Here is a 19,891-nt window from a genome sequence, read left to right on the forward strand (position 1 = left end):
GAGAAGATCATGATCAGTTTGAAAGGAGTGGGAATATGTATCAGCAAATTTTGTTGGCTGTCGATGGTTCGGAAAACTCAATCCGCGCGGCAAGGGAAGCGGTAAAGATTGCAAGCCTGGTTGAAGGGGCGGAAGTGACGGTCGTTTATGTCTCCGATTACAAGGAAGATGAGAATGAAGTGATCCACGATGCTTCGGCGATGGAATTCGATTTGGCAAGGCGGAAAAAAATCCAGCCGGTAACCGAAATGCTCGACAGGGAGAAAATATTCCATCATGTCGAAGTGCTGCATGGCATACCCGGACCGGCAATCGTGCAGATGACGAAAGACAAGCAATACGACCTGCTTGTCATCGGCAGCCGCGGGTTGTCGCCGATCCGTGAAGTGATGCTCGGCAGCGTCAGCCATAAAGCCGTCAATCATGCAGAATGCCCGGTCCTTGTGGTCAGATGAAACCGGCCCATCACAGCACGTGGCGATTTGATATACTAAGAAGATCTATCGGTGCATAACGCATCGTGAATTTTAGGAGATGACAATGAAATGAATGAGTTGCCGAATTGCCCGAAATGCGGTTCTGAGTATACGTATGAAGACGCAGGAATGATGGTTTGCCCCGAGTGTGCATATGAATGGAACCCTGCCGAACAGCCGGAAGAAGAAGTGGTGCGCGATGCCGTCGGAAACATCCTGCAGGACGGAGATGCTGTTACGGTCATCAAGGATTTGAAAGTGAAAGGCAGTTCCAATCCCTTGAAAATCGGCACGAAAGTCAAAAGCATCCGTCTCGTTGAAGGAGACCATAATATCGATTGCAAGATCGATGGCTTCGGCGCGATGCAGCTGAAATCGGAATTCGTGAAAAAAGCCTGATTCCTTAAGTTCGGGCACGCAAAAATAAAAAACCGGCCATCCGCCTATTATGGGCGGATGGCCGGTTTTGTTTTGCGGCTCTTCAAACGCCGCGTTTATTGCCCCATAACAGTGTATGCAGCTGCGGCAGCACTTTGGCGTCGTTAAGAGGGGCGGAAGCCAAATGCCTGTCGATCAGCCATTGATAGCGCCCAAGTAGATGCTGTACCAGTTTCTCGTCTTCGGTCGTCTGCGTGTCGTCATTGCCGACTTGCAAAAAGAACGGGAATGACGGATAGCGCAGGTGGAGCTGTTCTGCGAAAAAGAAATCCGCTTCATCGAAAACGACGACTTTCAGGCTGGCTTGAGCCGATGACAGCCTGCCGAGCATCGCATCGAGCTTGGAATAGTCCAGAATCATGCCAGAGCTCGGGGGCTTCGGGGAGACGGTGACTTCATCGATTTCCGAAAGCCAATCCTGCCAGATGCTGCCTTGTGTTTCGACAGCGGTGCGCCAACCTTTTTCTTGGCATAATGCGACCAGTTCCGCGATGCCTTTGTGCAGTGCCGGGTTGCCTCCGGAGATGGTGACATGTGAAAAAGCGCCTTTTCCGAGCTCCTCGAGCTGCCGGGCAATTTCGCCTGCGGCCATCATGACGCTTTTCCCGGTGCCGTCCCAAGTGAACTTGGAATCGCACCATGAACAGGAATAATCGCAGCCGGCGGTCCGGACGAACATCGTCTTCTGTCCCATGACCATGCCTTCGCCTTGGATGGTCGGGCCGAATACTTCCATCACTGGGATCTTCATGAAGACACTCCTTTCGGCCGGTAGATGACATAGCTTGTCGGGGTTTCCCGGACGATGACTTGGATGCATTTCGGTTGGTTTTCCGAACGGTCGAGCGCGTCCTGGATCAGCTTATGTACTTGCTGTGCCAGCTGCTCGGTCGTCGGAAAAGTCTCTGTGAATTCCGGATGGTCATTCAATACGCTATGGTCATAGCGTTTATGGATCAAGTCTTTCAATTGCTTGAAGTCGATAAGAAAACCGATGCCGTTCAATTGGTCGCCGGCAATCGTGATATTCAAATGGTAAGTATGGCCATGCATTTCTGCGCATTTTCCGGCTTCATCGGCCGGGATATAATGCGCAGCGGAAAAATGCATATCTTTGTTCAATTCAAAGCTATAGGAATGTGGAACGGAAGGGTAGAATTGCTGCATCAAGACTTTGCACCTTCTTTTTTGGAAAGGTAAGTCTGCAAGCCTTCGTTGCGCAAGGCGCAGGCCGGGCATGTGCCGCAGCCTGCTGCCGGAATGCCGTGGTAGCAGGTCAAAGTTTCGTTCTGGACGAATTCGAATGCGCCGAGTTTGTCGGACAGTTCCCAAACCCCCGCTTTATCGAGCCACATGAGCGGCGTATGGATGACGAATTGCTTGTCCATCGATAAGTTGAGCGTGACATTGAGCGACCGGATGAAGGTATCCCGGCAATCCGGATAACCGCTGAAATCCGTCTCGCTGACGCCGGTCACGAGATGGCGGGCGCCGAATGCATCGGCGTAAATCGCCGCAAAAGACAGGAACAATAAATTGCGTCCGGGAACGAAAGTGGAAGGCGGGCCGTCCTCTTGCTCTTCGACATCAATCGATTTGCGCGTCAAGGCATTTGCGGATAATTGGTTGATAAGCCCCATATCGAGCACTTGAAGCGATACGCCGAGCGTCTCGGCGATGCGTCTTGCGTGGCCGATTTCCTGCGCATGGCGCTGGCCGTAATCGAAAGTGACGGCGAGCACTTCGCTGAATTCTCCGAGCGCCCAAAATAGGCAAGTAGTACTGTCTTGCCCACCGCTGAAGACAACGACTGCTTTTTCATTTTTCATTTAAATACAGCTCCTTAGTTTTTTAGAGAGGGAGTTTGCGAACCTCTTTGATGAAACAGTTACCATAATAGCATAATCAGGCAAGTTCCTGGGCTTTTTCATGTGTAGTGGAAGGGCGTCAGGGTATACAAGTGGTAAAAGGGAGGAGTAGGTGCAGATGAAAGCGATTGTCATTGACCAGTACGGGGGCAAGGAGCAATTGAAAGAACGTGAAGTGGAAACGCCGGCCATTTCAGCGCATCAAGTGTTGGTGGAAGTCCATGCGACTTCAGTCAACCCGATTGATTGGAAGCTGAGGGAAGGCTATTTGAAAGAAATGCTGCCATGGGAATTCCCGATCATTCTCGGATGGGATGTGGCAGGAGTCGTCAAGGAAGTAGGCGATGAGGTTAAACATTATCATCCAGGCGACCGGGTTTTTGCGCGTCCGGCCACCACACGGCAAGGGACATATGCAGAATTCGTCCCTGTAGATGAGAATCTGCTCGCCCGCATGCCGGAAAGCATGGGTTTTGAAGAAGGCGCAGCGATTCCATTGACAGGGCTAACTGCATGGCAATGCCTGGTGGAAATCGGACATATCAAGAAAGGCGATAAAGTCCTGATCCATGCAGGGGCTGGCGGCGTCGGCAGCATGGCGATCCAGATCGCCAACAGTATCGGCTGCTATGTAGCGACGACAGCGAGCGATAAAAATGACGAACTCGTCACTTCTCTCGGTGCGAACCACGTCATCGATTACCGCGAGGAGGATTTTGCGGATGTGCTGGAGGATTTCGATTTTGTATTGGATACGATGGGTGGAGAGACACTCGAAAAAAGTTATGGAGTCTTGAAACGGGGCGGCAAACTTGTCAGCATCGCCGGACAGCCTGATGAGGAAAAAGCGGAGAAGCTCGGTATCCATGTCAGCAGTTTCTGGTTGGAGCCTGACGGGCAACAATTGAAGAAGTTGGCCGATTTGTTTGTCAGCGGGGAAGTGAAGCCGGAAGTCGGCCGTATCTATCCGCTGACGGAGGAAGGGATGCGGGATGCGCACGAGCTAAGCGAATCCCACCATGCCAGAGGAAAAATTGTCATCAAAGTGAAGGAATAGACATAGAAAAAGCACACGGCTTGGATGGAAGCCGCGTGCTTTTATGTTTGTCATTCAGGTTTTCCGGAACGTTCTTCGGAATAATAATCGTCTGGTGCATCACTTTGCGCTTCATCTGTACGGACGACAAGCACGTCGCATTTAGAGGAACGGACGATATGCTCTGAAACACTGCCGATGAGGAAACGTTCGACTGCATTCAAACCGGTCGCACCACAGACGATCAAGTCGGCTTCGACTCGTTCAGCCAGCTCGCGGGGAATCATCGTTTTAGGGGAGCCGTAATCGACCACGATATTGACCTTTTCAACACCGCCGGCTTCAGCTTCTTTTTTATAGTCCCCGAGTAAGTCTTCAGCGAATTTCTGGGCACGGTCGGCAATCGAACGGTCGTAAGCTTCGATTGCGGCGAACGAACGGGTATCGATCACGTTCACCAAATTCAGCGTCGCATGGTTCCGGGTTGCGATGCCGATGGACTTTTTAAAAGCCCACTCCGCTTCTTTCGATCCGTCGACAGCTACCATGATTTGATTATACTTTAATGTCATCTGTACATTCCTCCTTTGTCTATACTTGTATCTTTCGAGGCATAGGCAAAGTGTTCCTCCTTAAAAGGGTGAAATTTATCGATTTATTTATTATTTCTTTTCCTTTCACTATTCCGGTATATCTTTCGTTCTTTCCGCAAAGGCTTTTCTGCCGCATTTTGGCAAGTTAAAAAATAACTTTTGAAAAGACAAAATAAAAGAGCAATATCAAACAATATCTGTTAGAATGGATTTGGTTTCAAATACTGATAGTTTCGTTCATTTTATTATTTCAGACACAATAAATGGAGGGTTTTGTAATGCGTATTGGGGTACCTACAGAAGTTAAGAACAATGAAAACCGTGTGGCGATGACGCCGGCGGGAGTAGTGAACTTGGCACTTTACGGCCATGAAGTTTTCATCCAAGCTGGTGCGGGGCTCGGATCGGGCTTTACGGATGCCGATTACGAAGCTGCAGGAGCTACAATCGTGGCCGATGCTGACCAAGCTTGGGCACAGGACATGGTCATGAAAGTAAAAGAACCGGTAGCTAGCGAGTACAAGCATTTCCGTGAAGGCCAAGTGCTATTCACTTACTTGCATTTAGCGCCGGAAGTGGAATTGACCAATGCTTTGCTCGAGTCGAAAGTGACGGGTGTTGCTTACGAAACGGTCCAACTTCCGAACAACTCCTTGCCGCTCCTTACGCCGATGAGCGAAGTGGCAGGCCGCATGTCGACACAGATCGGTGCACAGTTCCTGGAGAAAATCCACGGTGGCGGCGGCATCCTGCTCGGCGGCATCCCTGGCGTTTCACGCGGTAAAGTGACAATCGTGGGCGGCGGTGTAGCCGGAACGAATGCTGCGAAAGTGGCGGTCGGGATGGGCGCTGATGTTACGATCCTTGACCTGAACCCAGAACGCCTGCGCCAATTGGACGACCTGTTCGGCAAAGATGTGCAAACATTGATTTCGAACCCGCTGAATATCGCGCAATCGGTCGAAAAATCGGATCTGGTCATCGGGGCGGTATTGATTCCGGGAGCGAAAGCGCCGAAATTGATCACTGAAGACATGATCAAATCAATGAAGCCAGGTTCTGTCGTTGTCGACATCGCCATCGACCAAGGCGGCATCTTCGAGACAAGCGACCGCATCACCACTCATGATGCACCGACGTATGTGAAACATGATGTCGTTCATTATGCCGTTGCGAACATGCCGGGCGCAGTCCCACGCACGTCGACGATCGGCTTGACGAATGTGACGGTCCCTTACGCAGTGCAAATCGCCAATAAAGGGCTTAAGCAAGCGGTTCTTGAAAACGAGGCATTGAAAAAAGGCGTCAACACGATGGACGGCTATGTAACGTATAAAGCTGTAGCTGACGATCAAGGCCTCGAATACAAATCGGTAGACGAATTGCTTCAATAACAATGGAAAAGAGCTGTCCTGGAAAATCCCTCATACGGATTTCCGGGACAGCTCTTTTTTTATCGGTTAATGATCGTCAATTCTTTAGGATACTTGGTCAGCACTTCATAGCCATCTGCGGTGACGGCCAGGTCGTCTTCGATGCGTACGCCGACCTGATCCGTGACATATATGCCGGGTTCAATCGTGAATACCATGCCCGCCTCGAGCGGCATATCATTGCCTCCGTGGATCGACGGGAATTCATGGACGGAAATCCCAAGGCCATGGCCAAGGCGATGTGTGAAATATTCCCCGTATCCCGCGTCTTCAATGACCTTGCGGGAAATCCTGTCAAGTTCAGCCGCGGTGACGCCGGGACGCACTGCATCAAGTGCCGCTTGCTCGGAGCGCTTGACGATTTCGTATACTTCTTTTGCCTGTTCGCTCGGTTCGCCGAAAGCCAGTGTACGGGTAATGTCCGAGCAATAACCCTTGTAAATAACGCCGAGGTCCATCAGTACAAGGTCGCCCCGGGAAATTTTTCGTTGCCCCGTTTTTCCGTGAGGAGAAGCAGCTTTTGGCCCTGTCAGGACGGTAGTATCGAAAGACATATGGGTGATGCCGCGTTTTTTCAGCGCCGTCTCGATCTCGGTCATCAATTCGATTTCCGTCATCCCTTCCTGCATCACCTCGGCTGCGACTTCGATGGCATAATCCGCAAGAGATGCCGCGTGGCGCAGGATGTCGAGTTCTGCTTCGTCTTTGATGACCCGCATGGCATTCATCTGGGCATCGATCGAGTGGATTTCCGGCGACTGGAAAAAATGATTGATCGCATCATAGCGCTCGACATTCATATGAGCCTTCTCGATAGCGATACGCTCCATCGGCTGATTGCGATTGGCTGCCGTTTCATACAGCACTTGCATCGCGTCCTGCGTATCGGCGTGGCCCGCAATTTCGCCCGTCCATCCGGCCGCTTTGGCATCCGGCGCTTCCATTGCCGGGCAAATCAGGAACGGTTCAGCCTCAGCGAATACCATGACGGCAAGCAGCCGTTCTTTCGGGTCACTATTGAAACCCGTCAAATAGAAGATGTTATGCGGGTCGGTAATGAGCGCCGCATCCATTTTCTGCTGTTTCAAATAACGTTGTAAGTTGGTCAATTTGTCCATATGTATTCCTCCCCTTCATGTGTAGCATATCAAAAATCAGGGTATAAAACAGCAGAAAGCAAGGAGCCAAAACTCTATTGGAGGGATATCATGAAAATCTCATATCACGGGCATTCGGTTGTGAAAATCCAGACCGGGGGCAAAACGATCCTTATCGACCCATTCATTACCGGAAATGGATTGACGGACTTGGCGGCAAGTGAAGAAAAACCGGATGCGATCCTGCTGACGCATGCGCATAACGACCATGTCGGCGATACAGTGGACATAGCAAAATCAAGCGGAGCGGTCGTCGTGGCGCCGGTCGAACTGGCGAATTACCTGAGCGGGCAAGGCTTGGATGCAGTCGGCATGAACCTTGGGGGCGCCAAAGAGTTCGAGTTCGGTAAAGTGAAATTCACGAAAGCGTTCCATAGCTCGTCCTATACGGCAGAGGACGGTGAAGTCATCTACGGCGGCATGCCGGCTGGGATTCTCTTTGAAGCGGAAGGAAAGACGGTGTATCATGCTGGGGATACCGAAGTGTTCGGCGACATGGAAATCATTGGCAAGCGCCACTCGATTGACTTGGCGTTTGTCCCGATTGGCGATTTCTTCACGATGGGCCCCGAAGATGCAGCTTACGCCGTAGAACTCATTAATCCGAAGACGGCGGTGCCAATCCACTACAACACCTTCCCGCCGATCAAGCAGGACCCGGAACAATTCAAGCAGGCTGTCAAGCAGGCGGAAGTCAAGATCATGGAGCCCGGAGACAGCATCGATTTATAAATTCCATTAACAGAAAACAGGCAAGGGAGGACAACAATCCCCCTTGCCTGTTTTTTATTGCCTCGAGCCAAGCCCTGCTTTTAAAGGCTGCCGCCGGATTGTCGACTTCCATTCGGATTATGATAAACTAAGGGATAGAGGATAGCAGAAAGATTGGTGAAATAATGGCTACGAAACACGAACAGATTTTGGATTATATCGAGACTTTGGCTGTTGGGGAGAAAATCTCCGTCCGCCGGATTGCCAAGGAGCTTCAAGTATCAGAAGGCACGGCTTACCGGGCCATCAAGGAAGCCGAAAACAAGCGGCTGGTCTCGACGATTGAACGGGTCGGCACCATCCGTATCGAGCGCAAGAAAAAGGAGAATATCGAACGCCTGACCTATGCGGAAATCGTCAAAGTTGTCGATGGCCAAGTGCTCGGCGGCCGGGCAGGTCTCCATAAATCATTGAACAAATTCGTCATCGGGGCGATGCAGCTCGAAGACATGATGCGCTATACGGAAGCAGGCAACCTGCTAATTGTCGGTAACCGCTACAAAGCCCATGAATATGCCCTGCAGGCAGGGGCGGCCGTCCTCGTGACAGGGGGCTTCGATGCATCCGATCAAGTGAAGAAACTGGCCGATGAGCTGGAATTGCCGGTCATCTCGACCAGCTACGATACTTTTACAGTAGCCACGATGATCAACCGGGCGATTTACGACCAATTGATCAAAAAAGAGATCTTGCTCATCGAAGATATCTTGATTCCGCTGGAAAACACTCATTTCCTCCACATAAAAGACCCAATCAGCCGCTATAACGAGCTGAATAATGAAACGACGCACGGCGGATTCCCGGTTGTCGACAGCAACGGCCGGCTGGTCGGGATCGTCACTTCGCGGGATGTCATTGGCGCGTCAGATACGGAAACGATCGATAAAGTGATGACTAAAGACCCCATCACTGTGTCGCTGCAGACGAGCGTCGCAGCAGCAGGGCACCGGATGATCTGGGAAGGTATCGACTTGCTGCCGATCACCGATGACCATCATAATTTGATGGGCATCATCAGCCGCCAGGACGTGCTGAAAGCGATCCAGACAGCACAGCGCCAGCCGCAGCAAGGCGAAACGATCGATGACATCATCAAAAGCCAATTGAATCTGGTGCAGGAAGACGAGCTCAGCCTGGAGTTCCGCGTCACGCCCCAAATGACCAATGCGTATGGCTCGCTGTCATACGGAGCTTACACGATGGTGCTGACAGAAGCAGCAGCGACGGCACTTAAGACAAAAAACCGCAAAGACAGCGTGCTGGAAAACATTACCGTCTATTTCCTGAAACCGGTGCAGTTGGATGCAGCATTGCTTATTCGCCCGACAATCCTGGACATTAGCCGGAAATCAGCGAAAGTCGATGTCGAAGTATTATATGAACAGCAAGTGATCGGCAAGTCGATGCTGACCTTCCAATTGCTCGACCGTTGATAAGCGCCAGCTTGGCTGTGTAGAGATCCGATGCCTGCGCTAAAAAATGCAAAAAAAAAACAACCTCTCCGCAAGGGAGGGGCTGTTTTATGGGTTCAGGCGGGTTTCTTCGTCAAGAAACGCTTGGTAATGGCGATTCGCCTTGAAATTATGGACGATCAGCGCCAAGCCAAGAACAATGAAGATGCCGGCAATGATGTAAGTGACGACAGTTTGGAAAACGAACAGCTGGTTGATGCCGAAAAAGGCGATGAAGCTGCCGAGCGCAATCTGGGCGCGGCTGGCGTACCAGTTTTTACGCACCGGAAGACGTGTGCGGATCTGTTTCGTTTTATAATACAGATAAAATACTGCAGAAATGATAATCAAAAATACGAATATGAGCATGGGGAACCTCCTGTTATGCAAATCTATCTCCATTGTAATGGGGATGGTGAGAAAATGCGAATGGATTTCCCTGGCCACTGGAGGATTGAAGCAATGTATAGTCAAATCATCGACACAATTAAACAATTCGATACAATCATCATCCACCGTCACGTACGTCCCGACCCGGATGCATACGGATCCCAGATCGGCCTGAAATACATACTGAGCCACAATTACCCGACCAAGCGCGTGCTTGCCGCGGGAGAACACGATTACACGATGGATTTCCTCGATTTTCCGGATACTGTCGAAGATGCGGATTTCAAAGGGGCATTGGTGATTGTAACGGATACCGCCAATACGGACCGCATCGACGACCAGCGCTACCACAGCGGGGCGAAACTGGTGAAAATCGACCATCATCCGAATGATGATGATTACGGGGACATTTGCCAAGTGGACACTAAAGCGAGTTCTTCTTCTGAAATGATCTACGAATTATTTACATACGGGCAAGCGGAAGAAAACTGGGCCATGCCCGATGCGGGTGCCAGGTTGCTCTATGCGGGGATCATCGGCGATACCGGCCGCTTCCTGTTTCCGAGTACCACGCAGAAGACATTCGACGTGGCAGGCGAATTGATCAAGTATGATTTCGACCGTAACGAGCTCCATAACGGCATGTACGAGATGGACCGGAAATTGCTTCATCTGCAAGGGTATATGTACCAGAATTTCCAAATAGATGAAAACGGCGCCGCCTATGTTAAAATCACCCGGGACATTTTGGCGAAATTCGGTGTCACTCCGACAGATACGTCCTTATTGGTCGGCTCGCTCGGCAATGTTAAAGGCATTAAAGCCTGGGTCATTCTAATAGAAGAAGATTCTGAAATACGCGTCCGGCTGCGTTCAAAAGGGCCAGTCATCAATATGCTGGCAAAAGAATTCGGGGGAGGCGGGCATCCGATGGCATCTGGTGCGGTCGCCTATTCCTGGGATGAGGCAGACCGGGTCATCCGCCGCCTGGAGGAAATTTGCGCGAAGGCATAAGGAAAGAAGGTGTTGAAATGGTCTACCCGCATATCGTGACGGCGGCTGATCCGCTGCAAAGCACGATTCGCCTCGAAGAACTGTTTGCAGTTCTCACTAAACAAGGCGCCAGCGCGGCAGCCTTAGTAAATTCCAAGTTATATGGCGTCCTGCCATTCTGGGACGCCTGCAGAAAGGCCGGCATCCACGGGGTGCTCGGCCTTTCAGTGCCAATCGACTTTGGCGGTGCCGCATTGCCTGTGGTGCTGTATGCACAGAACAACACCGGCTACCAAATGTTATTGAAGTTGACGAGTGCCTTATCGACTCGTGATGTGGAAGCCATCCCGCAAAAATGGCTGGCAGCTTATCAAGAAGGCTTGCTATGCGTGATTCCCGATAATGCAGCGTGGGTGCTGACAGACCGCAGCGAAGCGCTCGGCATCCTATCCCGTTTATTCGGGGGGCGGTTATTTGCCAGCATCGAACGGCCTGGGGGGGCGGTGCAGAAGACCGAGGAAGCATTTATCGAATTCTGCTCGACATACGGCCTCAAATTCATGGCAAGCCATGAATGCCGTTATGTGAAACAAGAAGATGCCTTTGCTTATGAAGTGGCAAGGGCAATCGGGGAAGGCTACAAATTAAGCGACCCTGAACGCCCGCAACCCGGACATTCAGCGGCATTCGTACCGACCCAAGCACAATTAGCGGAATGGTTTTCGGACCATCCGGAATGGCTGGAACAAAGCCGTGCATTGCTAATGAACTGCCGTGTCACCATCCCGTTGAACCGGCAATTGCTGCCGAAATATCCAGTGAGGGAAGGCAGCGACAAAAGTGAAGTAATCCGCGCGCTTTGCCAAAAAGGGCTTGAAGAACGTGTCGGGAAATTGGAACAAAGCTATTCGGACAGGCTCGATTACGAACTTGGCGTCATTTCGGCCATGGGCTATATCGATTATTTCCTCATCGTTTCCGATTTCATGGCCTACGCCAGGAAAAGGGGCATCATGACCGGCCCGGGCCGTGGGTCTTCTGCCGGTTCGCTTGTCGCTTTCGCACTGCGCATTACGGATGTCGACCCACTCGCCCACGGGTTATTATTCGAGCGCTTCCTGAATCCCGAGCGTGTCACCTTGCCCGATATTGACATCGACTTCGCGGACCACCGACGCCATGAAGTCGTCGAATACGTCGCGAAAAAATACGGCGCCTTGCAGACGGCACAAATCATCACATTCGGCACTTTATCCACAAAAGCGGTTGCGAGAGACACGGCGAGGGTATTCGGCTTTGAAGCAGAAGAGCTCGACAAGATCTCCAAACTCATCCCGAGCCGGCCGGGCATCACCTTGCGCGAGGCGCTTCGCGAATCAAAAGCGCTGGAGGATTGGATCATCGGCAATGAAACCCGTGAGCGTTGGTTCAAGACGGCGCTGAAGCTGGAAGGCCTGCCCCGCAATTCGTCGATTCACGCAGCGGGCGTAATTTTGAGCCCGGGCCCCTTGGTGGATTACGTTCCGATCGAAAAAGGCAATGATGATATTTTCATCACCCAATGGCCGATGCAGGAACTTGAAGCGATCGGCTTATTGAAAATGGACTTTCTCGGATTGCGTAATTTGACGATTCTGGAAAACATGGCGCATATGCTGAAACGCGACCGGAATTTGACGATTGATTACCGCAGCTTGCCGCTCGACGATAAAGAAACTTATCGCTTACTGGCAAAAGGCGATACAGCGGGCATTTTCCAGCTGGAATCACCGGGCATGCGGCGCGCTTTGATGCTCATCAAACCGAGTGCGTTCGGTGATATTGTCGCGGTCAATGCCCTGTATCGCCCAGGCCCGATGGAATTCATCCCGCTTTATGCGCGGCGCAAGCACGGCGAAGAGGCGGTTGCCTATATCCATCCGGTGCTGGAACCGATTTTATCGGAGACCTATGGTGTCATCGTCTATCAGGAGCAGATCATGAAAATCGCCGCGGAAATGGCGGGCTTCAGCTTAGGCGAGGCCGATCTATTGCGCCGTGCGGTCAGTAAAAAGAATCGCCAAATCCTTGACGAGGAGCGGCAGCATTTCGTCGGCGGCGCCACGGCGAAAGGCTATACTGCAAAAGAAGCGGGAGACGTCTATGACTTGATCGTGCGTTTTGCCGATTACGGCTTCCCGAAAAGCCATGCAGTCGCCTACAGCATGATTTCTTATCAACTGGCCTATATGAAAGCCCATTATCCCGTTCAATTTTATGCCGCCTTGTTGTCGAATAGCCAAGGGAATAACGAGAAGACGGCACAGTTCATGCGTGAAATGAAAGAACGCGGGATAACGCTTGCCGCACCGTGCATCGCGAAGAGCCGTTACGGTTTTTCATCGGAAGAACAACAGGTACGCACGGGGCTAAGCGCAGTGAAAGGCGTTCCCGGCACCGCCGTCAAAGCCATTCTCTCAGCAAGAAAGGACGGGCCTTTCCAAAGCCTGTTCAATATTGCTGAACGGATATCTGCCGTGCATTTCACCCGCAAGGCTTTCGAGCCGCTCATCAAAGCTGGGGCACTGGACACTCTCGGAAAAGACCGGGCTGTGCTGCTCGCGTCGCTTGACAGCGCGATCAAACATGCGGAATTGGTGAAGCCGAATGAAGACCCCGGCTTGTTCGATGACGTGGGATCTAGCTTCATGAAACCGAAATACACCAAAGCCGAACCGATGCCGGATGGGCTCAAGCTCGACTTCGAGAAAGAAGCGCTCGGCTTTTATTTGAGTACCCATCCCGTGGAACGGGAAAAAGAGCAACGAAAAAAAGCTTATATGGCACTCAACGACCTGCCGAAGAAAAAAGACCGCGAACGTGTGGAAGTGCTCGGGCTGGTGGAAGATGTGAGGCGCATCCGCACGAAAAAAGGCGATGCGATGGCTTTTGTCGCTTTACAGGATGAAACAGGAGTGGCGTCGGTTACATTGTTCCCAAAAGAGTATGCGCAGTACAACGAAATGCTCGATAAAGACGCACTGCTCGAAATCCAAGGAACAGCCGAAACGCGTCAAGGAAAGACGACCATCATCTGCAAGTCCATCTTGTGATGGAAGGGAATGAACCACATTCAAATAAGAGAATCGACAACGGACTGCATTTCTTAAAAAGAAATGCAGTTTTTTCTTTACGGCAGCCGAAATTTTTTGTAAGGTATAGAAAGATTAGTGGTCAGACCACTTTCAAAAAAATGGAAACAAAAGGAGTTTTCATGAATCAGCCAAAGCGCTATTTAAATATTGTAAGTGAAATGCGGGACATGATTCGGGAACAGGACATCCGGCCAGGCGACCGTATCCCATCGGAACGGGAGTTGGCTGAAAAGCTGGCGGTCGGGCGTTCGACGATCCGTGAGGCGCTCCGTAGCCTGGAATTGCTGGGGCTTATCGAAACCCGCCGCGGGGAAGGGACATTTTTAGCCGATCCAAGAAAACACCGGCTTGTCGAATTACTGGCGACCTTCATACTGCAGGACAATAAAACGCTCGAAGATGTACGGGTGACGATGTGTATTCACGAAACCGCAGCAATCCAGGCCATCTGCGCAAGCGATGCCGCGAAACTTCCGGTATGGGAAAGTTTGCGGGAGCGGCTCGAGGGGCATGAGTTCATCAGGGAAGACTTCGTACGCGAATTGATGGTGCTTTCAGGCAATCGCCTATCGCTGAAGATTTGGTTCTTATTAAAGCAATACGGGGGCAATCCGTATGATGGCGAAGTAAAGCCGGAAGAGAAAAACCTGCTGAAAAATATCCTGCAGGCAATCGAACAACAGGATGCCGAAACAGCCATCCGGGATTTCAAAGCCTGGAGCAGCGTCTTAATCAAAGGAGAGAATGCACAATGGCAATGATACGCGATATATTCAAGCGAAAACGAGATGAAAAAGAAGCGACAATACCGTCCAAAGCGGCAAAAGATGTGCCGGAGGGCTTAATGACGAAATGCCCGAACTGCAAGCACATCACCTTGACGAAGGAACTGGAGAATTTGGGCAAAGTCTGCCCGAAATGCGACCACCATTTCAAGATGACGGCCCGTGAACGAATTGTCCATCTTATGGACGATTCTAGCTTTGAATCGGTAGACGATCATTTGAAATCGGAAAACCCGCTGAATTTTCCGGGCTATAGCGAAAAAGTCCAGGCCGACAGCGAAAAGACCGGCTTGAACGAGGCGGTGCTGACAGGCACCGGGTCGATCAAAGGCCAGCAAGTGGTCGTGGCCGTCATGGATTCGCATTTCCGCATGGGCTCGATGGGCTCTGTCGTGGGCGAGAAAATCACCCGTGCCGTCGAATTGGCCACCAAATTGAAAGTGCCATTTTTGATCTTCACGGCGAGCGGTGGAGCGCGTATGCAAGAAGGCGTTTTGTCGCTTATGCAGATGGCGAAAACCAGTGTTGCGTTAAAGCGCCACTCGAATGAAGGCTTGCTGTTCGTCTCGATCTTGACGCATCCGACAACCGGCGGCGTGTCCGCGAGCTTTGCTTCTGTCGGTGACATCAACTTGGCGGAGCCGAAAGCTTTGATCGGATTTGCCGGGCGCCGCGTCATCGAACAGACAGTGCGCGAGAAATTGCCGGAAGACTTCCAGACAGCGGAATTCCTCCTTGCCCATGGCCAACTCGATGCGGTCGTGCATCGTTCTAAAATGCGCGAGACGCTGTCGACCATCGTTCAATTGCATGTGAAAGGGGCTGGATCCGATGTCTAAAAAGAAAATGAAGACGATGGCGTTTGAAGAGCCATTGATTGAGCTGAGAAAGAAGATTTCTGAGCTGAAGGAATATACAAAGACAGCGGATGTCGATCTCAGTTCCGAAATCTCTTCGTTGGAACAGCGTTTCGCCAAGCTCGAAGAGGAAATCTATGAGAACATGAAACCGTGGGACCGTGTACAGGTGGCGCGCCATCCTGAACGGCCGACGACATTGGATTATCTGCCGCTCATCTTCAGGGACTTTATCGAACTGCACGGGGACCGCGTCTATGGCGACGACGAGGCGATCATCGGCGGTATCGGGAGTTTTGAAGGGCAACCGGTAACGATCATCGGGCATCAGCGCGGCAAGGATACGAAAGAAAACGTCCGCCGCAATTTCGGGATGCCGCATCCTGAAGGCTACCGCAAAGCATTGCGCTTGATGAAGCAGGCGGAGAAATTCGGCCGCCCGGTCATTTGCCTGATCGATACCAAAGGCGCCTATCCAGGAAAGGCTGCGGAAGAACGTGGGCAAAGCGAAGCAATCGCCCGCAACCTTGTAGAGATGGCCGGCCTTGAAGTACCGGTGCTGTCGATCGTCATCGGTGAGGGCGGAAGCGGCGGGGCGCTTGCGCTTGGCGTCGGCAACCAGATTTTGATGCTTGAAAACTCGACATTCTCGGTCATTTCGCCAGAAGGGGCCGCATCGATTCTCTGGAAAGACGCAGCACTTGCCAAAACTGCTGCAGAAGCCATGAAGATCACGGCGCCCGATCTATTGGAAATGGGCATCATCGAGCATATGATCCCTGAAGTCCGCGGAGGCGCACATCACGATACAGCCCGCCAGGCACAATTGATCAGCGGCGCCATCCGCTATTCACTAAAGGAATTGGAAGGCATGAGCACAGAACAATTGATTTCACAACGCTATGAGAAATTCCGGGCAATCGGTGTTTTTTCAGAATAAAAACCAGGCCGCGAAGAGCGGCCTTTTTATATTTTCAATTTAAGCAAAAAACGCATGCGGCACAGGAGTTATGGACTGACAGCGCAGGCCCTACGTGGTAAGGTGAATAAAGTAAAAAGGAAGTGCAGGAGGCGGTTCTGGTGAAGAAAATTGGAGTATTGACAAGCGGCGGCGATTCCCCGGGTATGAACGCGGCAGTACGGGCTGTCGTCCGGAAAGCCATCTACCATGGCGTTGAAGTGGCTGGTGTCTATTATGGCTATCAAGGCTTGATCGAAGGAAACATCGAAGACTTGCAGGCAGGGGACGTAGGCGACATCATCCAGCGCGGCGGGACAAAGCTCTATTCCGCCCGCTGCGACGAATTCCGCACTGACGAAGGGCAATGGAAAGCGATCGAGCAGATGAAGAAAAAAGGGCTCGAGGGCTTGGTGGTCATCGGCGGAGACGGTTCATACCGCGGTGCCATGGCTTTGACCAAAAAGGGGTTCCCGAGTGTCGGGGTTCCCGGAACGATCGACAATGACATCCCGGGAACGGATTATACGATCGGTTTTGATACGGCGCTGAATACCGTCATCGAAGCGATCGATAAAATCCGTGACACGGCGACCAGCCATGAGCGGACATTCATCGTCGAAGTGATGGGCAGAGATGCAGGCGACTTGGCCTTATGGGCTGGCCTGGCAGGCGGCGCCGAGACCATTCTCATCCCTGAAGACCCGTTTGACATCGATGACATGCTCGAACGTCTCGAAAGCGGCCGCAAGCGCGGCAAGAAACACAGCATCATCATCGTTGCGGAAGGCGTCATGAGCGGCGGGGAGCTGGCCGATTTGATTGCGGACAAGACCAATGTGGAAACACGCGTCTCGGTCCTTGGGCACATCCAGCGCGGCGGCTCGCCGACTGCCCGCGACCGTGTGCTCGGCAGCCTGTTCGGCGCACGTGCAGTGGAAGTGCTGATGGAAGGAAAAGGCGGCTTGGCAATTGGCATGAAAAATCATCAGGTGATAGACTATGATATGACAACGGCGTTCGAAAAAGAGCACGATGCCGATATGAGTTTGTACAAGCTTTCTAAAGAATTATCAATTTAAACAGCTAATTGGAGTGAGTCTATTGAGAAAAACGAAAATCGTCTGCACCATCGGGCCGGCAAGTGAATCACCGGAAGTATTAGAACAATTGATGAAAGCGGGCATGAATGTCGCCCGTTTGAACTTCTCGCATGGCGACCATGAGGAGCACGCCTTGCGCATCAAGCGCATCCGCGAAGCTTCCGAAAAGACAGGTATCACAGTGGGGATTCTATTGGATACGAAAGGCCCCGAAATCAGAACCCATAAAATGGAGAACGATTCCATCGAACTCGAAACCGATCAGGAAATCACGATTTCCATGACAGAAGTGCTCGGCACGAAAGAGATGTTCTCGATCACTTACGATAAATTGATTGAAGATGTCCATGAAGGCTCGATGATTCTGCTGGATGATGGCTTGATCGAATTGCGCGTTACAAGCATCGATAAAGAACGCGGCCAGATCCATACCATCGTTGAAAATGCCGGCACGCTGAAAACGAAAAAAGGCGTCAACGTTCCAGGCGTTTCGGTTCAATTGCCGGGAATCACTGAAAAAGACGCAGCTGACCTCTTGTTCGGGATTGACCAAGATGTCGATTTTGTCGCAGCTTCATTTGTCCGCAGACGTTCAGACGTTATGGAAATCCGCAGCCTGCTGGAGAAAAACGGCGGATCTCACATCCAAATCATCCCGAAAATCGAGAACCAGGAAGGCGTCGACAATTTGGATGAAATCATCATGGTTTCAGACGGCTTGATGGTTGCACGCGGTGACCTTGGGGTGGAAATTCCTGCTGAAGAAGTGCCGATCGTTCAGAAGTCGATGATCGACAAATGCAATAGCGCAGGGAAGCCGGTCATTACAGCGACCCAGATGCTCGATTCCATGCAGCGCAACCCGCGCCCGACCCGTGCAGAAGCAAGCGATGTAGCGAACGCCATTTTTGACGGCACGGATGCGATCATGCTATCAGGTGAAACGGCCGCGGGGCTTTACCCGGTAGAGTCGGTCGAAACGATGCACCGCATCGCTGAAACGACTGAAGCTGCGCTCAACCATAAACAAATCGTTTCCAACCGCCGCAAGGAAAAAGAGTCGAACATGACAGAAGCGATCGGCCAGGCAGTCGCATACACGGCACTTAACTTGCGCGTGCAGGCAATTCTTGCGCCGACTGAAAGCGGCCATACGGCAAAAATGATTTCCAAGTACCGCCCGGGTTCACCTGTCATCGCGGTGACATCGACCGCCCGCACTGCGCGTAAACTGACATTGATCTGGGGCGTGCAGCCGATTGTCGGAACACGCGTCGAATCGACGGATGAAATGCTTGAAGTGGCAGTGGAAGAAGCACTGAAGCACGGATTGATCAAGCACGGCGACCTTGTCATCATCACAGCGGGCGTTCCAGTCGGTGAAGCTGGCACGACCAACTTGATGAAGTTGCGCGTCATCGGTGATATCCTGGCGAAAGGGCAAGGCATCGGCAAGAGCGTCGGCTTCGGCGAAGCTGTTGTCGTGCGCAACGCCGAAGAGGCATTGGCGATGGATACTGAAGGAAAGATCATCGTCACGTACGGCACGGACCGCGATATGATGGACGCCATCAATAACTGCGCTGGCATCGTGACCGAAGAAGGCGGCTTGACAAGCCACGCTGCGGTAGTTGGGCTGAGCCTTGGCATCCCGGTGATTGTCGGCGTCAAAGATGCGGTGACAAAAGTGGAATCGGGCCAGGAAATCACGATCGATGCGGATGCAGGTGTCATTTACCACGGCCATGCAAGCGTGTTGTAAAGAAAATTTGGAGGTCGATTGACTATGATGAAGTGGATTTTCCTGGCATTGGTGATCGTACCGACTCTAGAGCTTGCGATATTGATCTGGGCAGGCGGACAGATCGGATTTTTCTGGACGCTCGCGTTGATTGTCGCGACAGGGCTGCTCGGTGCCTACTTGGCAAAACGCCAAGGGCTTAAAGCGATACGGGACATCCAGTCGAGCATGAGCCAGATGCAGCCTCCGGGCGACCGCCTGATCGGCGCAGCCTTTATTTTGGTCGGCGGCACTTTGCTGCTGACGCCAGGGTTCATTTCGGATGCAGTCGGGTTCAGCTTGTTGTTCGGCCCGACGCAGAAGCTCTACAAGCCGTTCGTTTACCGGATGCTTCAAAAGAAGATGAAAAATACCCGGATTATCGTAGGATAATTCCGGGTTCATTCATCATTAGGCAATCGTTTTTAAATTTTACCAAGCGTTTTCATTCACAAATTGTACAAAGTTGATTATAATGACTAGGTAAGTCCATTTACGGAAAAGTGCATGAAAGCAGATGGCTCATTGTTCTGTTTTTTTTTTGGAATGATGAAGTAGAATGTAGAAGGAGAGATTTACATGACATCATCAAAAGGTTTAGAAGGTGTAGTCGCAACACAATCGGCGATCAGTTCGATCATCGATGATACCCTTACATACGTCGGCTA

General features: G+C 51.5%; 20 protein-coding genes and 1 riboswitch. Of the genes, 14 read left to right on the top strand and 6 right to left on the bottom strand.

All coding sequences use genetic code 11. The features are described from left to right. Nucleotides 1–35: 35 nt before the first annotated feature. Together DP119_RS14425 and DP119_RS14430 are read left to right on the top strand one after the other, a co-directional pair. On the top strand, nt 36–455 hold the full coding sequence (locus DP119_RS14425) for a universal stress protein (protein ID WP_112233807.1): 420 nt from the start codon (nt 36–38) through the stop codon (nt 453–455). A gap of 90 nt (nt 456–545) precedes the next feature. After that, nucleotides 546–875, top strand: coding sequence for a zinc ribbon domain-containing protein YjdM (locus tag DP119_RS14430; RefSeq protein WP_112233808.1), 330 nt, complete (start codon nt 546–548; stop codon nt 873–875). Nucleotides 876–957: 82 nt separating this feature from the next. Here DP119_RS14430 and queE read toward each other — a convergent pair whose 3' ends face one another. The 3 genes from queE to queC are packed head-to-tail and all read right to left on the bottom strand — an operon-like array spanning nt 958 to nt 2,743. Continuing rightward, nucleotides 958–1,665: a 7-carboxy-7-deazaguanine synthase QueE gene (gene queE / locus DP119_RS14435; RefSeq protein WP_112233809.1), complete on the bottom strand. Its 708-nt coding sequence runs from the start codon at nt 1,663–1,665 to the stop codon at nt 958–960. Then, entirely contained in the window at nt 1,662–2,084 is a 423-nt protein-coding gene (queD, locus tag DP119_RS14440) for a 6-carboxytetrahydropterin synthase QueD (RefSeq protein ID WP_112233810.1), read from the bottom strand. The genes queE and queD overlap by 4 nt, the downstream gene beginning before the upstream one ends. Then, nucleotides 2,081–2,743 carry a 7-cyano-7-deazaguanine synthase QueC gene (gene queC, locus DP119_RS14445; RefSeq protein ID WP_112233811.1) on the bottom strand — a complete coding sequence of 221 codons (663 nt, stop codon included), beginning with the start codon at nt 2,741–2,743 and terminating at the stop codon, nt 2,081–2,083. Before queC ends, queD begins: the two co-directional genes overlap by 4 nt. An 8-nt stretch (nt 2,744–2,751) precedes the next feature. Continuing rightward, nucleotides 2,752–2,795, bottom strand: a riboswitch (PreQ1 riboswitch). A gap of 105 nt (nt 2,796–2,900) precedes the next feature. On the opposite strand from queC, the gene DP119_RS14450 reads away from it, so the two are divergent. After that, a complete protein-coding gene (locus tag DP119_RS14450; RefSeq protein WP_112233812.1) occupies nt 2,901–3,839 on the top strand; it encodes an NADP-dependent oxidoreductase in 939 nt (312 codons plus the stop codon). A gap of 50 nt (nt 3,840–3,889) precedes the next feature. On the opposite strand, the gene DP119_RS14455 is transcribed toward DP119_RS14450, so the two are convergent. Next, complete coding sequence (locus DP119_RS14455) at nt 3,890–4,390, bottom strand: universal stress protein (RefSeq protein WP_112233813.1); 501 nt, start codon at nt 4,388–4,390, stop codon at nt 3,890–3,892. Nucleotides 4,391–4,689: 299 nt separating this feature from the next. Between DP119_RS14455 and ald the strand changes: the two genes are divergently transcribed. Beyond that, entirely contained in the window at nt 4,690–5,805 is a 1,116-nt protein-coding gene (gene ald / locus DP119_RS14460) for an alanine dehydrogenase (RefSeq protein WP_112233814.1), read from the top strand. Between the two features lie 59 nt (nt 5,806–5,864). Here the strand turns inward: ald and DP119_RS14465 are convergent, their stop codons facing one another. Further along, nucleotides 5,865–6,962, bottom strand: coding sequence for a M24 family metallopeptidase (locus DP119_RS14465; RefSeq protein ID WP_112233815.1), 1,098 nt, complete (start codon nt 6,960–6,962; stop codon nt 5,865–5,867). A 90-nt stretch (nt 6,963–7,052) separates the two neighbouring features. Between DP119_RS14465 and DP119_RS14470 the strand changes: the two genes are divergently transcribed. Together DP119_RS14470 and DP119_RS14475 are read left to right on the top strand one after the other, a co-directional pair. Beyond that, complete coding sequence (locus DP119_RS14470) at nt 7,053–7,733, top strand: metal-dependent hydrolase (protein WP_112233816.1); 681 nt, start codon at nt 7,053–7,055, stop codon at nt 7,731–7,733. Nucleotides 7,734–7,897: 164 nt separating this feature from the next. Next, nucleotides 7,898–9,205: a DRTGG domain-containing protein gene (locus DP119_RS14475; protein ID WP_112233817.1), complete on the top strand. Its 1,308-nt coding sequence runs from the start codon at nt 7,898–7,900 to the stop codon at nt 9,203–9,205. A gap of 87 nt (nt 9,206–9,292) precedes the next feature. On the opposite strand, the gene DP119_RS14480 is transcribed toward DP119_RS14475, so the two are convergent. Next, nucleotides 9,293–9,592: a YtpI family protein gene (locus DP119_RS14480; protein WP_068868864.1), complete on the bottom strand. Its 300-nt coding sequence runs from the start codon at nt 9,590–9,592 to the stop codon at nt 9,293–9,295. 93 nt (nt 9,593–9,685) lie between these two features. Here DP119_RS14480 and DP119_RS14485 point away from each other — a divergent pair, with 93 nt between their 5' ends. From DP119_RS14485 to DP119_RS14520, 8 genes are all read left to right on the top strand, one after another. Beyond that, the gene (locus DP119_RS14485) at nt 9,686–10,627 is read left to right on the top strand and encodes a DHH family phosphoesterase (RefSeq protein WP_112233818.1); all 942 of its coding nucleotides are present in this window, start codon (nt 9,686–9,688) and stop codon (nt 10,625–10,627) included. Nucleotides 10,628–10,644: 17 nt separating this feature from the next. Then, the gene (gene dnaE, locus DP119_RS14490; RefSeq protein ID WP_112233819.1) at nt 10,645–13,698 is read left to right on the top strand and encodes a DNA polymerase III subunit alpha; all 3,054 of its coding nucleotides are present in this window, start codon (nt 10,645–10,647) and stop codon (nt 13,696–13,698) included. 161 nt (nt 13,699–13,859) lie between these two features. Then, nucleotides 13,860–14,501: a FadR/GntR family transcriptional regulator gene (locus DP119_RS14495; RefSeq protein WP_112233820.1), complete on the top strand. Its 642-nt coding sequence runs from the start codon at nt 13,860–13,862 to the stop codon at nt 14,499–14,501. Further along, nucleotides 14,492–15,364, top strand: coding sequence for an acetyl-CoA carboxylase, carboxyltransferase subunit beta (gene accD, locus DP119_RS14500; protein ID WP_112233821.1), 873 nt, complete (start codon nt 14,492–14,494; stop codon nt 15,362–15,364). Before DP119_RS14495 ends, accD begins: the two co-directional genes overlap by 10 nt. Further along, complete coding sequence (locus DP119_RS14505; RefSeq protein ID WP_112233822.1) at nt 15,357–16,322, top strand: acetyl-CoA carboxylase carboxyltransferase subunit alpha; 966 nt, start codon at nt 15,357–15,359, stop codon at nt 16,320–16,322. The genes accD and DP119_RS14505 overlap by 8 nt, the downstream gene beginning before the upstream one ends. 140 nt (nt 16,323–16,462) lie before the next feature. Continuing rightward, the gene (pfkA, locus tag DP119_RS14510; protein WP_112233823.1) at nt 16,463–17,422 is read left to right on the top strand and encodes a 6-phosphofructokinase; all 960 of its coding nucleotides are present in this window, start codon (nt 16,463–16,465) and stop codon (nt 17,420–17,422) included. A gap of 22 nt (nt 17,423–17,444) precedes the next feature. Beyond that, nucleotides 17,445–19,205, top strand: coding sequence for a pyruvate kinase (gene pyk, locus DP119_RS14515; RefSeq protein WP_112233824.1), 1,761 nt, complete (start codon nt 17,445–17,447; stop codon nt 19,203–19,205). Between the two features lie 24 nt (nt 19,206–19,229). Then, complete coding sequence (locus DP119_RS14520) at nt 19,230–19,616, top strand: FxsA family protein (RefSeq protein ID WP_112233825.1); 387 nt, start codon at nt 19,230–19,232, stop codon at nt 19,614–19,616. Nucleotides 19,617–19,891: the final 275 nt, after the last annotated feature.

The sequence above is a fragment of the Planococcus maitriensis genome (assembly GCF_003289925.1).
Lineage (GTDB): Bacteria > Bacillota > Bacilli > Bacillales_A > Planococcaceae > Planococcus > Planococcus maitriensis.

Bases quoted from the DNA above. Each gene is read 5' to 3' on its own strand.
- DP119_RS14480 (WP_068868864.1), bottom strand. From the start codon at position 9,592: ATGCTCATATTCGTATTTTTGATTATCATTTCTGCAGTATTTTATCTG.
- dnaE (WP_112233819.1), top strand. From the start codon at position 10,645: ATGGTCTACCCGCATATCGTGACGGCGGCTGATCCGCTGCAAAGCACG.
- DP119_RS14485 (WP_112233818.1), top strand. From the start codon at position 9,686: ATGTATAGTCAAATCATCGACACAATTAAACAATTCGATACAATCATC.
- DP119_RS14520 (WP_112233825.1), top strand. From the start codon at position 19,230: ATGATGAAGTGGATTTTCCTGGCATTGGTGATCGTACCGACTCTAGAG.
- DP119_RS14455 (WP_112233813.1), bottom strand. From the start codon at position 4,390: ATGACATTAAAGTATAATCAAATCATGGTAGCTGTCGACGGATCGAAA.
- DP119_RS14430 (WP_112233808.1), top strand. From the start codon at position 546: ATGAATGAGTTGCCGAATTGCCCGAAATGCGGTTCTGAGTATACGTAT.
- DP119_RS14470 (WP_112233816.1), top strand. From the start codon at position 7,053: ATGAAAATCTCATATCACGGGCATTCGGTTGTGAAAATCCAGACCGGG.
- ald (WP_112233814.1), top strand. From the start codon at position 4,690: ATGCGTATTGGGGTACCTACAGAAGTTAAGAACAATGAAAACCGTGTG.
- queC (WP_112233811.1), bottom strand. From the start codon at position 2,743: ATGAAAAATGAAAAAGCAGTCGTTGTCTTCAGCGGTGGGCAAGACAGT.
- DP119_RS14450 (WP_112233812.1), top strand. From the start codon at position 2,901: ATGAAAGCGATTGTCATTGACCAGTACGGGGGCAAGGAGCAATTGAAA.
- DP119_RS14505 (WP_112233822.1), top strand. From the start codon at position 15,357: ATGTCTAAAAAGAAAATGAAGACGATGGCGTTTGAAGAGCCATTGATT.
- DP119_RS14475 (WP_112233817.1), top strand. From the start codon at position 7,898: ATGGCTACGAAACACGAACAGATTTTGGATTATATCGAGACTTTGGCT.
- accD (WP_112233821.1), top strand. From the start codon at position 14,492: ATGGCAATGATACGCGATATATTCAAGCGAAAACGAGATGAAAAAGAA.
- queE (WP_112233809.1), bottom strand. From the start codon at position 1,665: ATGAAGATCCCAGTGATGGAAGTATTCGGCCCGACCATCCAAGGCGAA.
- DP119_RS14425 (WP_112233807.1), top strand. From the start codon at position 36: ATGTATCAGCAAATTTTGTTGGCTGTCGATGGTTCGGAAAACTCAATC.
- DP119_RS14465 (WP_112233815.1), bottom strand. From the start codon at position 6,962: ATGGACAAATTGACCAACTTACAACGTTATTTGAAACAGCAGAAAATG.
- DP119_RS14495 (WP_112233820.1), top strand. From the start codon at position 13,860: ATGAATCAGCCAAAGCGCTATTTAAATATTGTAAGTGAAATGCGGGAC.